The following is a 13,658-nucleotide window of genomic DNA, read 5'->3' as shown; positions in this document are numbered from 1 at the left end:
GTTATTATACTAATATTGGCTATCGTCAGGCACAGTGGAGAGTAAAATAACGTTATTGGTTGAAAAATAAATGAAAAAGGTTAATCTTGATTTTATACTTCCGCTTTTTGTGTATTTCTGGGCGCTTTATACCTGTTATACAATTATGCTTACCTGTTATGATTTTTCGAGCATGAAACATATTGAATGGACAAATGCAGAAAATCATACAGTTGTATATGCTAGCTTGAGGAGCACAACGGTGACATACAATTTTGTAAAAGATAAGATCCGGATCAGCAGGCAATATCCGGGTATAATTGAAGGCCTAAATACCTGGCTTTGGGGGATAGATAAAAAGAGCCGCAAACTTAATTTCTCTTTTTACCTTCGGGAAAGCGATTACAATCGCATCAAAAAAAAGGAGATTAAACAGAAGCAGGATATTTTTGGAGGAAAAGTAAATGAGATGGAGGCTTTCCCTTTTTTTGGTTTGAGACAGATAACTTTCAGATCGAATGCATTTTTACGTTGGACAGATTTATGGAAGTATAATTACAAATGGTGGATATTTAGCTTTTTTTTATTGGCACCGGGTTTAATTGTATTTCTAATAAAAAAACTTAATAAAGTTGAGGTTGTTGAAACAGTAACACCATCGAAATCAAGCAAAATCCATGATTATGTTTTTTGGACGTTAGCTGGTATTAACCTTTTTAATCTTTTTATATAAATCGGGGTTCTATGATGATCAGAAAATTAAAATTAATAATGGTCTTTGCGATGATCAGTTGGGCTGCACATGCACAGCCTTTTCTGCTCAAATCAACTTCCGGAGCTAAACCCTTTCTAATGAATATTTATTATGCTGCGGGTGGAGAGGGAGCCTATGTAAAATACCATGGGCAGCAGGGATTTATTGCCTTAAGTTTAAAAAATCGAACAGCGCAGGGCAAAACATCAACATCAAAAGTATCCTACACTTGGGATGAATTAGTGCAGGGAAAGGTAACCGGAGTGTATAAACTGAGCCAGGAAGGCAATCAGGTATCAGCAGCATCTTATCTACGATATAAAGATCATCAGCTGTTTAAGCTGGAGCAGGCGAAAAACCATGAAGACGGTTCTGAAAAAACAGGTTTTTTGCTGCATGGAACAGTCATCTCTTTTTCGAAAGGTATGGATGAAATGCTTAGCTTCCGCTATCCGGATAAGATTACAAAAGTTCATTTACCTGGTTTTGACAGCCCTGACCCTCAACGCATAGGCACTATAGCTGATTACAATTTTGACGGTTTTGATGATGTGGCATTTTCCATTCCAGATGCAGGGATGGGCGTTTACCGAACCTTCACCATCTATCTGTATAACCCTGTTTCGAAGCGGTTTGACTTACTCGCAGAACCAAATGACCCTAGAGCAAAATGTTCCGGATTTTGTGATGTAACATTAGATAAGAAGAATAAATTGCTCATTACAGCCTGCAGGGGCGGGGCAACCTGGTGGAATAATGAATATAAATATACCACCGCTAAACATTTAACCTGGATCAGTTCCAAAAAAGCAGAAAATTAGTTTTTCTTTTAGAGAGATTAAATGATGCTCTGAGGAGATATCTTATTTGATAGTGGAGCAGGATTGACCCTCCATTTTAATACGCCTTTCCAGCAAAAAAACAACTTCAATCAATTTGCAGTGGTAAAGTTAACCAGATAAGCTTTGAGTGGTATTCCATTTTCATCGCGGAACCCGCTTCCTATCACGAGCTGATATTGCTTATTGGGTTTCAGAGCGACATCAAATGATGCAGAATATCCGTCATCCGAAAAGCCTTTAAATTCTTTTATTCTCAAGAGGTGTGTTTCTCCTAACGGTCCAAGTTCAAAATTCCGGTACTTCTTATCCATTTTAGTTGAAAAGTTGATAGTGATCCCCGTTAAATTCGGATCAACATTTTTGCTTCCGTTTTTAAACTCTTTAATCCCGATAACCACTGGTCTATCTTTTTCATACGCCCTGTTTAATTTTGATACGGGTTTTTCAAAATAACCTGAGCGGTCAACAAATTGATATAAAGCTGATGGGTTGTTATAGTCAAGCGTAATCATTTCACTGATGGCCAAATTTTTATCTTTGGCATTTTGATAATATTTTCTACAGATTTCATACCCTACATAATAGCCTAAATCGCGCATCTTAAATTCATTATCGGCATTGCTGTACAACCAGAATCCACTATCTTCAAAAAACATCTGTCTGGCAAATACGCTTCTTACCTTTTCAAAATGCTGTGTTCCAAAATAAATAGCTGGCGTTGATGATGGTTTCCCTGTAACCGTAACGGCTACAAATTCAGCTGCGCCTTCAATAACGCATTGGGATAGGAGGTTATAGCCAATACTGCTTTTCTGCTGGGTATGCACATATTCATGCACATTTAAGAATACGGTTCCATTGATTGGGTTGCTGCCAAAAAAAGTTTTCAGGTGCGACAGCGCTTTCGGAAATTCAGAAGAAACGGTTTGTGCATCAGCCAGAGCAAGTTCACTGCCGATCAGGACGTTTCCATCCAAAGTTGTTCCATTGGTGCGTAAGGCCCCAACGGTAAAATAAATACGTGCAGGTTTAAGTTTTTTGTAAATCCTGGCTAATTTATCTACCTCTATTGCAATACTATCTGCAAACTCATTGGCGCGAAGGGTATTGGCCCTCACCGAACGCCAAAAAAGTGGGTAATGACGGATCGCATCCAGATAAGATTTAGCCGTGTATCCTCTCGCTTTCATGATCGACTTTAAGCCATCGGTACCCTGTTTAATAAACAGATCGTTAATGTAACCTATGTGTAAAGTACTATCACTGCTCTCCTTAATCTTATCATAAGCTGTCCAAAAGTTTTTAATATCGGAAGTGATGATATACTGCTGCGGATTTTGGGCATTTGCCTTTAATAAAAATAAGGATAGAAGAAATAATAAAGTGGATGGTTTCAAGCGAGTTGTTTTTAAATTAATACGATATAAAATCTGAAATAAACATAAGCAATCTGTGGCATTTTATCCGGTCAGCAAATCGGGCTAAAATTAAAACTGCGCTGAAGCATGGTAAACTTTAAGCAAAGAGTTTATCATACAGGCATTGGCCAGTTATCTTTTATTTGCTTTTCCAAATTCAACAATTTCTTTCTCTTTAGGTAATTCCTTGTTTCGCACTTCATCAAAACCATCCTGGTATCCTAACCGATAGGAGTCAATTACGTAAGGTAAGCCTTCTCCCAAAAGGAGCTGGGGAGAGGTGGTTACCTCAAAATGCAGATGCGGTTCCCGTGCATCTCCGGAATTACCGATGTTGCCCAATAATTGGCCTTTGGTTACATGATCTCCCTTTTTAACCTTTAGGCTACCTGACCTCATGTGCATATAATGGGCATATTGCCCGTCACCAAGATCAATTACAATGTTGTTGCCAGGCAGTTTTTCAAAGGTGAGTGGCACCGCCGGATGAAAGGCTTTTCCGTGGCCGGGAATGTTATCCGGTAATCCGTCTGTAGCAGTGATAACCGTGCCACCGCCAACAGCAAATATTTTTTCGCCGTAACAGAAATATGATTGCACATTTGCCGGATCGCCGGAAAAAGATACGCTGTCTTTAACTTTTTTCCAGTCAATGGCAAATCGCCTAGAATTTATTACACGTCCGCCAAGAATGATATTTCCACGTCGGTGATGATTATCAATACTGTTGCCCGGACCATCGGCCGCAATCCAGTCCGAACCCGTTACAGGTGCTTTGAGTGTTTGAATTCTCGTGGTATGCATACTTACTGCTGCTCCGTCTAAAGTATCAGCTGAGGTGATGATCCGATGAACGATATTGTTTGGAAAAGGTATCTCTTTGCTAGTTTTTGCTTCTATATACAATACTGCACTCTGCCCGGCTCCGATAGTTAGTCCATCTTTTGGATTATCGGTACCCAAAATTTTTACCATGCTTTTGAGTTCCAGCGAGTCGAAAGATACGATTGGAGCGTTGCTTTTCCGGTTTCCGTTAAGCAGTTGCATACCTTGTAAACGAATAGGTGAAGCACTAAAGTTCGTGAGGTAAAGTTCATAGATCAGGAACAGATTTGGTCCGTTAGGAAAAGCTGTAGGGCCAAATGGGACACGCATTTCCAATTGCAGCGGAAAGGAAAAAGGTTTGGCTATGCGCTGCGCTGGTGCATTCTGTGCCATTGAATGGCTCAACAAAATAAAGCAAAATAGCAAAATTAAATAGGATAGTCTAAGGCCTTTACTTTTCATTCTATAGGTGTTTACCTGTTAGATGCGACTTAACACATCAAGGTTACATGGATACGTTTAATAATATCAATATGCAGTTATTTATGATTAGTTATTCAAGACCTTTATTGTTGCTTTTCCTGAAAGCGGTTCCTATCACTTTTCCATACTCCAGCATTTCGAGTTTTACCTCTTGATTAGGCAATTGGGTAAATCTAATTACGCCATCTGCTCCGCCTTGCCTGATGCCCTGAAATTCGTTTTGAGCAATTGGAAAAAACCGCATGTCCCATTTAATCCTGTTGGTATTATGGACCAAGTGGCCATCGAGATAAGTAATTAGCTGCTCTTCGCCATCATCTGTACTCAGGTAAGTGCCTGCAAACTGCGCGATCTGTGGTGCTGGTAGGGTGATTTTTTTGGGATATTCTATCTCCATTTTACGGTTATCCAAAATCTGGTTAATGGTGCGGAACGGATAAGCGCCCATTTTAAAATTCTGGAGTGTAATAATAGTCCGGTCCTTATTTACGGTATGGTAAATAAAGGTAGCATAACCATCCCAGCTGCCCGTATGCCCGAAAGATAGGTTGCTGTTCCCTCCGGAAAGATCAAATCCGAAGCCGTAAGGAATGTTTTTTCCTTTTGAGGTTTTGGTCACTTCAGTCATGAGCTCAAATTCGCTGGGCGAAAAAAATGTATTCGACTTTAGTGCATTTACCCATTTATACAGATCGAGGATGGTGGAGTTTACCTTGGCACTTCCTACAATACCATCCAGGTAGTACACTACACTGTCTGCGTAATTTGGGTTTTCGGATGTAATTTTATCAAACGATTGGCGCCTCCAAACATATCCGGTAGCATAATTCTTTATCCTTTTGGGATTTAATCTTCTGTTATAAACAAATGTAGATTTCATTTTTAGTGGCATAAAAATGTTTTCTTTAAGGTAATCTGCATAAGTTTTACCAGAAATGCGCTCGATGATACTGGCCAGAAGTGCATAATTAGTATTGTTGTAACGGTGTATGCTGCCTGGTTTAAAACTTAAGGTATCTTTACGATCCGCATAAAATGTGATCAGATCTTTATTGGTGGCAATTTTCTGATGGTCCCATCCTTTTGCCATATCACCAATATACTCAGGGAGACCACTGGTATGTCTAAGCAGATCGTATATGGTCACATCATGCCATTGTTTCAGTTCAGGGATGTATTTATCGAGGGGATCATCGTATTGCAGCAATCCTTGCCGGTGAAGCAACACAATAGCTGCAGCTGTAAATTGCTTTGAACATGATGCCAGCTCGTAGATGGTATTTTTATTTGTTTGATATCTGGATAAAGTATCGCGGAAACCATAACCTTTTGCCAGCAATATTTTGCCTTTTTCGGCTACCAGTACAGAGCCGTTAAACTGTTTTTGATTATACATTACCGTAAACACACTGTCAAGCTGAGTCTGGAAAGTTTGCTGAGCAAATACATTGGTGCAAGTAAGCAATAGGAGCGCAATAATTCGGATTTTATTCATCAGGTAAATATTTATTTACCTGACACCAAAATTAAGAATATGTTGCATCTGACATTCAAATTTTATTGCGGTATTGGTATTTCAATCCAATATTGGTAATATGCTGCATGGATGTGTGATCGAAAGATTACTTAATTCCAGCACCCAAAGCGTAATATAAAGGTGAATCATATCTCATCCTCAATCATAGGCTGCACCTATTGATGTTATAGTGTCTAAAATTTGACATTATCTTCGATTCGGCTTCATATAGTCTCGATTGAGTTACATTGATGTTTAATTTGATGCGCATTTTTGCCGTATCAAATTAAAGATTATGCAGATAAATGAAAATAAAGTTGCACTCGTATCAGGTGCAAATACTGGTGTGGGCTATCAGATTACCAAAGCCCTCGTAGAAAACGGATATATCGTGTATGCTGGCTCCCGCGACCTGCAAAAGGGAAAAGCAGCGGTTGAAGGGCTGGGGAAATCGGCCATCGCGATCCAACTGGATATTACTGACAATGAATCCATCAGAACAGTGGTTAAAACCATTGAGGATGAATCCGGATACCTGACGTTGCTGGTCAACAACGCAGCGGTTTCTCACGTTGGTAAGCCCGGTCGTACGATGGAGGAGGTATTGGGTTCGCAGCGAGCCAGTATTGTACCGATTGACGAGCTGAAAATGGTTTGGGAAACAAATGTTTTTGCAACACTGGCCCTGACACAGGCCTGTTTGCCTTTATTGCACCAAGCGCCAAACGCTAGAATTGTAACCGTTTCCAGTGCGCTGGGATCGCTCACTATCAATGCCAATCCGGAAAATCCGTACCGTTTAAACTTCGACGCCGCATACGGGGCTTCAAAAACAGCACTGAATGGAATCTTTCTGTCACTAGCGATCGATCTGGAGCATACCAATATCAAGGTTCACCTGGTAAGTCCGGGCTTTACCGCAACGGCCCTTAATAATTTTCAGGGAACCGACACTGTGGAGGAAGGTTCTAAAGAGCCGATCCGCGTGGCGCTGGCTGAAGATCTTCCGAACGTAAGTTTTACCGGTCCGGTCAATTTCAGTGGTGAAAACAATATCCTACCCTGGTAATTTTTAACAGTTAAAACCTATGATCGCCAATCATAGGTTTTTTATACATTTATAGTATGAAAGGTAAGGGAGATAAACTGATCCGTTTTATATCGATATCGGAAAGCCATCAGGCCTTCGGGCTACCGGCGCCGCAGCATCCGCTGATCAGTCTGGTTCATTTCAACCAGGACAATCCGTTCAATACAGCGATGGCACCAATCTATGATGTGTTGAGTTTTTATAAGATTACTTTCATTACGAGAAATAGGGGCAGGCTAAAATATGGCCGGAATTATTACGACTTTGATGAGGGCAGTATGCTGTTTATGGCACCTAATCAGTTGATCGGAAGTACTGATTATAATAGCGAAACCTATTGTTACATTTTGCTAATCCATCCTGATTTTCTGCTGGGGCATCCCATCGCCAGAAAAATAAAACAGTACAGTTATTTTTCTTATGCATCTAATGAAGCACTGCATCTGTCTGAAGCTGAGCGGGAGATTATCCTATCGGTTTATCAAATCATGGAACAGGAACTCAATAGCCGTGTAGATGAGTTCAGCCAGGAGGTCGTAATTGCCCAACTCGAATTGTTGCTGAGCTATGTCAATAGATTTTATAAACGACAATTTATTACCAGGAAAACAGCCAGTAATGATATTCTTCAAAGAACTGAAAGTATTCTCGATAACTACCTCAATAACCAGGAAGCACTGCGCCAGGGACTTCCAACGGTACATTACCTGTCGGAGCAGCTCAATATCTCTTCTGGTTATTTAAGTGATATGTTACGCGCACTAATCGGTCAGAACGCCCAGCAATATATCCGCAGTAAACTGATTGAGAAAGCGAAAGAGAGATTAACCGGTACTGACCTGACGGTGGCAGAGATCGCCTATGAATTGGGTTTCGAGCATCCGCAGTCTTTCAGCAAGATGTTTAGGGTTCGAACGGGGCTTTCACCAATCGAATTTCGGATTGCTTATAATTGATAAGGGCATAGTAAAAGTTTGTGGTTTACGTTGACTGGTTATTAGATTAAGATATCCTTCAGGGAATGAATAGCCTAAACTTAACATAAAAAGAGGACTATATTAAGGCTATCCTTTCGTAACTTGCTGTCATGATAAGCAATCAATTTTCCGGTGCCACTGCGTTTTTAAGTTTTGTATCTGCTCTTTCCTTGCTTGAAAGCGAAACAACCGACGCTTTGCAATCAAAACTTTATCAAAAGAAATATCGGAAAGGGGAACTGATCTTGGAAACCGGAACGGTTTGTAAACGGATCTATTTTGTGAACATGGGCTTAGTTAAAACTTTCTTTTATACGGATACGCGGGAATTCATTATGCGCTTTTTTGCTGAAGGAAATATGTTTACCGTGCTCGATAGTTTCGTACTTCAACAGCCATCCGCATACGCGGTTCTGGCTCTCGAAGATACGTTAATCACCTGTCTCAATTATGATGACCTGGATATGCTTTGCAGGCGGTATCACTCCGTGGAAACCTTTTACCGGAAACTCCTTTCACTGGCCGCGGTAAATATGATGGACAGGATTGGCAGTAACCTGGAAGAAAAAGCCCAGATGGCCTACCATAAATTCTTAAAAGCATACGGGCCGCTGATGCAACGCATCAGCCTGGCAGATGTGGCTTCTTATCTTGGTATTACTCAGGTATCGTTAAGCAGGATCAGGGCCATGAAATAGTTTTTATCATTTGATAAATGCTGGGTTGTGCAAGGGCTGTAATTTCGGGTTAAAATTAATCTGTTATGAAAAACTCATTGTCATTATCCCAAAAAGTAAGCTTTCTGGCAGCCTGTACTTTTACAGTTGTAGCGCCCGTTATGGGCTATCTTTCTATTGGGCTTCCGCCAGTTATAATTGTGGGAGGCTCTGCATTGGTGGGGCTGTTCTGCTGGTACTTTACCTATCTTAAAAAACCGGTAGAACCGGGCATTATCCTACCGCTTTTTATCCTCACTGTTGCCGGTCTGCAGATTCATATTGTTGAAGAATACCTCATGGGATTTGCGCCGGCAATGAGCAGGCTGTTTGGTATTCCATGGAGTGAAAAGAATTTTTTGATGGTGTTTGCACTAATCGGCCCGGTAATTTATACCCTTACTTCACTAGGGTTATATTACAAGGTGCCGATAGCCGGATTTGTGGCCTGGTTTATATTTATTGGTCCGGGCGTGGCAGAATTTACACATTTTATTTTTCCGTTGCTTGCTCCCGACTTGTTTCCAGATGATCCGCACTCGTTAACGGCCTCCATTAACGGCACCAGAATACCACAAATGCCTAATTTTTATTTTAAAACCACAGGGCATTATTATTTTCCAGGCATGTGTACCGCGGTTCTTCCGATGATTCCGGGATGCCTGGCTATTTATCGTCTGTTGATTAGGAAGAGATCATGCGGAATCTGCTCAGTGTAAAAATTGTTTGAGGTTAATGATAAAGCCATATTGAGCATTGCAGGAATATATGGCTTTCTACATCTGTATTAAGCCTCATCTTCCCAAATAACCTGTACAATTTTCCATTCGCCGGCCTCTTTCATAAAATGAAAAAACTTATGTCCACGGCCTTCAAAGTAAACGCCGTTTAAGAGTCCTTGCTTACGGTATTTTGAATAACGCTGTGCGATATTTCCAATAACCCGGGTTTCTGCATCAGTTTCAAATTCACTGAACTGCTGTAACGTGCCGTCTGTCAACATTTTTTTTCTGGGTTCAATAAAAGATTCCAGCCCGTAAACGTCTGCTTGGGCACCCGATTTCCGGATAATGCTTGCTGATACTGCGCAGAGTTGGTATATCGTTTTAAAATCAGGTTCGTTTAAGGTATTGTTAAACAGGCGAAAAAATGAACGGGTAATTTTGCCGATCTGTATCTCATCTGCGCTTAAAGCATATTGTAACAATATTTTTTCTCCCTTATCTACCGGGCGTTCGTATTTAAACTTTAGTTTTTTCAGCAACTTTAACGACCGCAAATTGTCTTCCTTGGTAATGGCCAGTACCTTATCTGCCAAAATCGTTTCAGGGAGCGAATCAAGCACAGCGTTTGCAGCTTCAAAGGCATATCCTGCTCCTGCATATTGGGGTAAAAAAGCAAACCCAATATCAAAATGTTCCAGCTCATCTCTTTTGATTAGGGTGATAATTCCCAGCGGCAGATCATTGCCCTTCAGTTTAACTTTCCAATATTTAATAAAAGGATTAGATGTAACTTTTACAATATAGGCCAGCGCATCATCAGCTGTTCGCACATTTCTATCGCCAATAAATTCCAGCCAGCCTGCAGAATTAACCAGCTCAAGAATAAATGCATGGTCATTTGTCTCCAATTCACTCAATATAAGCCTGTCTGTTAAAATTTCTTTTTTAATCATGATAAATCTGCTAAGATAAATATAGGCATTAATTTTTCTCATCCATTATAAATACAGGCCATAGGTCAGCGATCGAAAATTTACAAACACCATTCAAGTTTGCCGAACTATTTTATCCGTAGTACTGTTGTTATCTAAAATAAAAATCATGGCTATGACAGATCCTAAAGAGAACGAAGCGCAAAAGCAAGACGAAAATGTGGAGCAGCAGAATAAAACCGGTCAGGATTCAAACTGGAATGAACACCAACGGATAGATGAGGAAGGGAATGAATTAGAACCAGATGATATTAAATAAGAATTTTATGAAGAAAATATTGATGGTATTAACATCGCATAGCGCGATGGACAATACCGATGGAAAAACAGGTGTATGGTTAGGTGAGTTTACAGATCCCTATTATGAATTTATAGATGCAGGTTATGATATCACTTTAGCCAGCCCGAAAGGAGGGAGGCCACCTGTTGATCCAATGAGTGAATTAACGGAACATGTAACCGGCGCTAACCGGAGGTATAACAACGATGAGGCCGCAAAAGCAGCCTTTTCTCAAACCCGGGTTTTAGATCAGATCAGGTCGGAAGATTACGATGCAGTATTCTATCCTGGAGGCCATGGCCCAATCTGGGACCTTGCTCAAGACAACAACAGTGGAATTTTGATCCTCAATTTTCTGGATGCCGGAAAACCGGTTGCAGCGGTGTGTCATGGACCAGCGGCATTAATTAGTGCCGAAAGGCAACGTCCTGGGTTTTTAAAGGGGAAAATCATCTCGGCCTTTAGCAATACCGAGGAGACTTTGGTGGGCCGAAGTGGCAATGTACCTTATCTGCTTCAAACCAAACTGGAAGAATTCGGTGCTGAAATAAAAACAGCACTTGTACCATTTTTATCGCACGTGGAAAAGGACGGCTTACTCATCACCGGTCAAAATCCACTATCGGCTGGTCCGGCGGCAAAGGCGCTTATCAATTTTTTAGATGAGGCAACAGAGGTCAGGCAATCAACTGAAATCGCCCAAAATTAGGTTTTGCATCAAAATGTGTCCCGATCCATTAATAAGGAAGGGACACATTTTAATGGTTTGATTATGAGTTTCTTACATCGATATCATATGATGGTGGTGTTACAGCTGTAATTTAAAAAGGTAATATAACGAAGGCATTAATTCTTAAGTAACAGCGGCAATTTCATCTTTTTAGGTTTTTCTATATCCCGTATTAGACGTTTTCATTACCCGAGAAAATCTGTATGAGTTTTTGGATCGATTCTTCGTTCGGTGAAGCAAAATCCTTAATCCCCGCTACGGTTTCTTCGCTGATCGGGTAAGCTCTTGCAAACATCATTTCTTCATAAGCCTTTAACGCAGCCTCTATATTTTGATAAGCGCCACTGGTCAGGCAATTACTTAAATCAAGGGCATCCAGCATGGCCAGGTTTACGCCTTCGCCATTTGGCGGCATCAGATGAGCGGCATCGCCTAAAATGGTGATGTTGGATCTGGTTTGCCAGCGTAATTTTAACGGATGGTAGTTAAGCGGCCGGTAGGTAAAGTGCGAACACGCTTTAAAAAGTTGGTGAAATGCAGGATGCCAGCCATTATAGAAGTTAATAAGATATCCACATACCTCCTCGGGATTATTGAAATTTATACCGCTGATCTTTTCCCAATTTTCAGGATACATAGCGGCGGCATAAAATGTTAGGCCGCCATCACCCCTGGGCTGTACCGTAAGCATTTTTTCCTGTCCCATTGCCATAAGGTTTCCATTGTTGAACATGTGGTCTATCTCTGGACAAGCTGTTTTTGGATCATCGATCTCTCCCTGGATGATCGCCGCACCTGTGTACACTGACTTGATATCTGTTAAGTATTCACGGATGCGGGAGCGATAGCCTTCGCAGCCAATAACCAGGTCTGAACTGGCGAAAGTGCCGTTCCTGAATTGCATTTCCCACCGGTCATTACTGAAATTCAGGGTAATCAGCTGACTGTCCCAGATCACCGTACCTGGCAGTAACGAATCGATCAGGATATCCCTGAGCGCACCCCGGTCAATTTCTGGACGGAAATGTTCGTCGCCGAAAGTATATCTGCCACTTTGAATAAAATCATCCAGTAAGATATTTGCACGCTGATCTACCACCCTAAACCTATCTGCGCCCTGCATATACCGGATCTTAAAAGCGTCCATTAGTCCTGCTTCTTCAAGCACCTTTAGCCCTGAATGGTAATGCAGATCTACAATGGCGCCCTGTATACGTGCTTTCTGATTGGCATCCCTTTCATAAACTTTTACGTTTGCACCTTCAAGCTGTAATAACCGCGCCAGGGCAAGTCCTCCGGGGCCACCACCAACAATTGCTATTTGGCGTTCGTGTAGTAAATTTATTTTTTTAGAAGTTTCCATATGCTATTTTATTGCACAAAGGAACGGCATCAAAGGTTCATAAAGAATGTCTATTCGGTGTAAGTATAGGACTATCCGCGGTTTTTACGTCTAAAGTGTAAAGGTTTTGATCCGGTAACTTTTACAAACAGCCGTATGAAATAGGAACAATCATCATAACCGAGTTCATTTGCAATTTCTTTTACCGATTTGTCGGAATGATAAAGAAGCCTTTTGGCTTCTAAAATAATGCGTTGATGTATATTGCCGGAAAGCGATAGTCCTGTAGCAATCTTTACACATTCGTTAAGATAAGAAACCGACAGGTTCAGGAAATCTGCATATAACGCCGGACGTTTCACGGTTTTGTACCTAAGTTCCAGTTCCTCACTGAATGCTCTGGCTACTTTATTAAACCTATTGTGATTTTTAGTAAGATGGGACTGGGCCTGATAAAGCGAGGTGATGAATGCTGCCAAGGTATTGATGCTCTCTTTTAATGTGGTATGATATAACTTGGCTTCCAGTTTTGTGAAAAGGGTATAAGATACATTAACCATCTGCGATAAAATGGAAAGGGTCTCGTCGCTCAGCGACAGAGCACTAACAGGAAGTAGGTCGTTCAGCAACCTTAAATACGCTGGATGAAGGTTTTCCTCTTCAATGATCCAGGTGCTGAGTTCGGCGCTTTCAAATGCGATGAGCCGGTGAACCTGGCTGGGATGGAGGTATATGATTGCAGGTGCCTGAATACTGTAGGTTTGAAAGTCTATCTCCAGATGTGTGATTCCTTTTTCCTGTAAAATGAACGTATAGCCATGATCGCGATGTGACCGCCGGACCTGCTCATTGTCAGGAAATCCGTCAAAGTACTTTCTTAACATCATGATGCCCCGGCTGGTACCCTTAGGTAAAGTGTTGACCGGAATATGTGTTACTTTTTTTGTCATCGATAGAATTTTACAAAGATATCAGAAAAGATGGATTCA

Annotated in this window: 14 protein-coding genes; 8 read left to right on the top strand and 6 right to left on the bottom strand. The window is 41.0% G+C overall.

Going from position 1 to position 13,658, the window contains the following annotated elements:
- Positions 1–70: 70 nt before the first annotated feature.
- Positions 71–712, top strand: a complete 642-nt coding sequence (locus tag ABEG20_RS09450) for a hypothetical protein (protein WP_406827126.1) — start codon at positions 71–73, stop codon at positions 710–712.
- A gap of 11 nt (positions 713–723) precedes the next feature.
- Positions 724–1,554 carry an XAC2610-related protein gene (locus ABEG20_RS09445; RefSeq protein WP_406827125.1) on the top strand — a complete coding sequence of 277 codons (831 nt, stop codon included), beginning with the start codon at positions 724–726 and terminating at the stop codon, positions 1,552–1,554.
- Between the two features lie 110 nt (positions 1,555–1,664).
- Here ABEG20_RS09445 and ABEG20_RS09440 read toward each other — a convergent pair whose 3' ends face one another.
- The 3 genes from ABEG20_RS09440 to ABEG20_RS09430 all read right to left on the bottom strand — a co-directional run bounded on the left by ABEG20_RS09440 (position 1,665) and on the right by ABEG20_RS09430 (position 5,796).
- Positions 1,665–2,972 (bottom strand): hypothetical protein, encoded by a 1,308-nt coding sequence (locus ABEG20_RS09440; protein ID WP_406827124.1) that lies wholly within the window; start codon positions 2,970–2,972, stop codon positions 1,665–1,667.
- Positions 2,973–3,125: 153 nt separating this feature from the next.
- On the bottom strand, positions 3,126–4,280 hold the full coding sequence (locus tag ABEG20_RS09435) for a M23 family metallopeptidase (RefSeq protein ID WP_406827123.1): 1,155 nt from the start codon (positions 4,278–4,280) through the stop codon (positions 3,126–3,128).
- A gap of 91 nt (positions 4,281–4,371) precedes the next feature.
- A complete protein-coding gene (locus tag ABEG20_RS09430; RefSeq protein WP_406827122.1) occupies positions 4,372–5,796 on the bottom strand; it encodes a serine hydrolase domain-containing protein in 1,425 nt (474 codons plus the stop codon).
- Between the two features lie 316 nt (positions 5,797–6,112).
- Between ABEG20_RS09430 and ABEG20_RS09425 the strand changes: the two genes are divergently transcribed.
- From ABEG20_RS09425 to ABEG20_RS09410, 4 genes are all read left to right on the top strand, one after another.
- On the top strand, positions 6,113–6,886 hold the full coding sequence (locus ABEG20_RS09425) for an SDR family NAD(P)-dependent oxidoreductase (RefSeq protein WP_406827121.1): 774 nt from the start codon (positions 6,113–6,115) through the stop codon (positions 6,884–6,886).
- A gap of 56 nt (positions 6,887–6,942) precedes the next feature.
- Positions 6,943–7,863, top strand: a complete 921-nt coding sequence (locus tag ABEG20_RS09420) for a helix-turn-helix domain-containing protein (RefSeq protein ID WP_406827120.1) — start codon at positions 6,943–6,945, stop codon at positions 7,861–7,863.
- A 131-nt stretch (positions 7,864–7,994) separates the two neighbouring features.
- Entirely contained in the window at positions 7,995–8,582 is a 588-nt protein-coding gene (locus tag ABEG20_RS09415; protein WP_406827119.1) for a Crp/Fnr family transcriptional regulator, read from the top strand.
- A 65-nt stretch (positions 8,583–8,647) separates the two neighbouring features.
- The gene (locus ABEG20_RS09410; protein WP_406827118.1) at positions 8,648–9,319 is read left to right on the top strand and encodes a hypothetical protein; all 672 of its coding nucleotides are present in this window, start codon (positions 8,648–8,650) and stop codon (positions 9,317–9,319) included.
- A 68-nt stretch (positions 9,320–9,387) separates the two neighbouring features.
- Here ABEG20_RS09410 and ABEG20_RS09405 read toward each other — a convergent pair whose 3' ends face one another.
- On the bottom strand, positions 9,388–10,278 hold the full coding sequence (locus ABEG20_RS09405) for a GNAT family N-acetyltransferase (RefSeq protein WP_406827117.1): 891 nt from the start codon (positions 10,276–10,278) through the stop codon (positions 9,388–9,390).
- Positions 10,279–10,432: 154 nt separating this feature from the next.
- Here ABEG20_RS09405 and ABEG20_RS09400 point away from each other — a divergent pair, with 154 nt between their 5' ends.
- Both ABEG20_RS09400 and ABEG20_RS09395 read left to right on the top strand, forming a co-directional pair.
- Positions 10,433–10,576 carry a hypothetical protein gene (locus tag ABEG20_RS09400; RefSeq protein WP_406827116.1) on the top strand — a complete coding sequence of 48 codons (144 nt, stop codon included), beginning with the start codon at positions 10,433–10,435 and terminating at the stop codon, positions 10,574–10,576.
- Between the two features lie 7 nt (positions 10,577–10,583).
- A complete protein-coding gene (locus tag ABEG20_RS09395) occupies positions 10,584–11,306 on the top strand; it encodes a type 1 glutamine amidotransferase domain-containing protein (protein WP_406827115.1) in 723 nt (240 codons plus the stop codon).
- A gap of 193 nt (positions 11,307–11,499) precedes the next feature.
- Here the strand turns inward: ABEG20_RS09395 and ABEG20_RS09390 are convergent, their stop codons facing one another.
- Positions 11,500–12,690, bottom strand: a complete 1,191-nt coding sequence (locus tag ABEG20_RS09390) for an FAD-dependent oxidoreductase (protein WP_406827114.1) — start codon at positions 12,688–12,690, stop codon at positions 11,500–11,502.
- Between the two features lie 71 nt (positions 12,691–12,761).
- Positions 12,762–13,619, bottom strand: coding sequence for a helix-turn-helix domain-containing protein (locus tag ABEG20_RS09385; protein ID WP_406827113.1), 858 nt, complete (start codon positions 13,617–13,619; stop codon positions 12,762–12,764).
- Positions 13,620–13,658: the final 39 nt, after the last annotated feature.

The sequence above is a fragment of the Pedobacter sp. KACC 23697 genome, assembly GCF_045348445.1.
Classification (GTDB): Bacteria; Bacteroidota; Bacteroidia; order Sphingobacteriales; family Sphingobacteriaceae; genus Pedobacter.
This window is presented reverse-complemented; position numbering and strand designations above follow the sequence as displayed.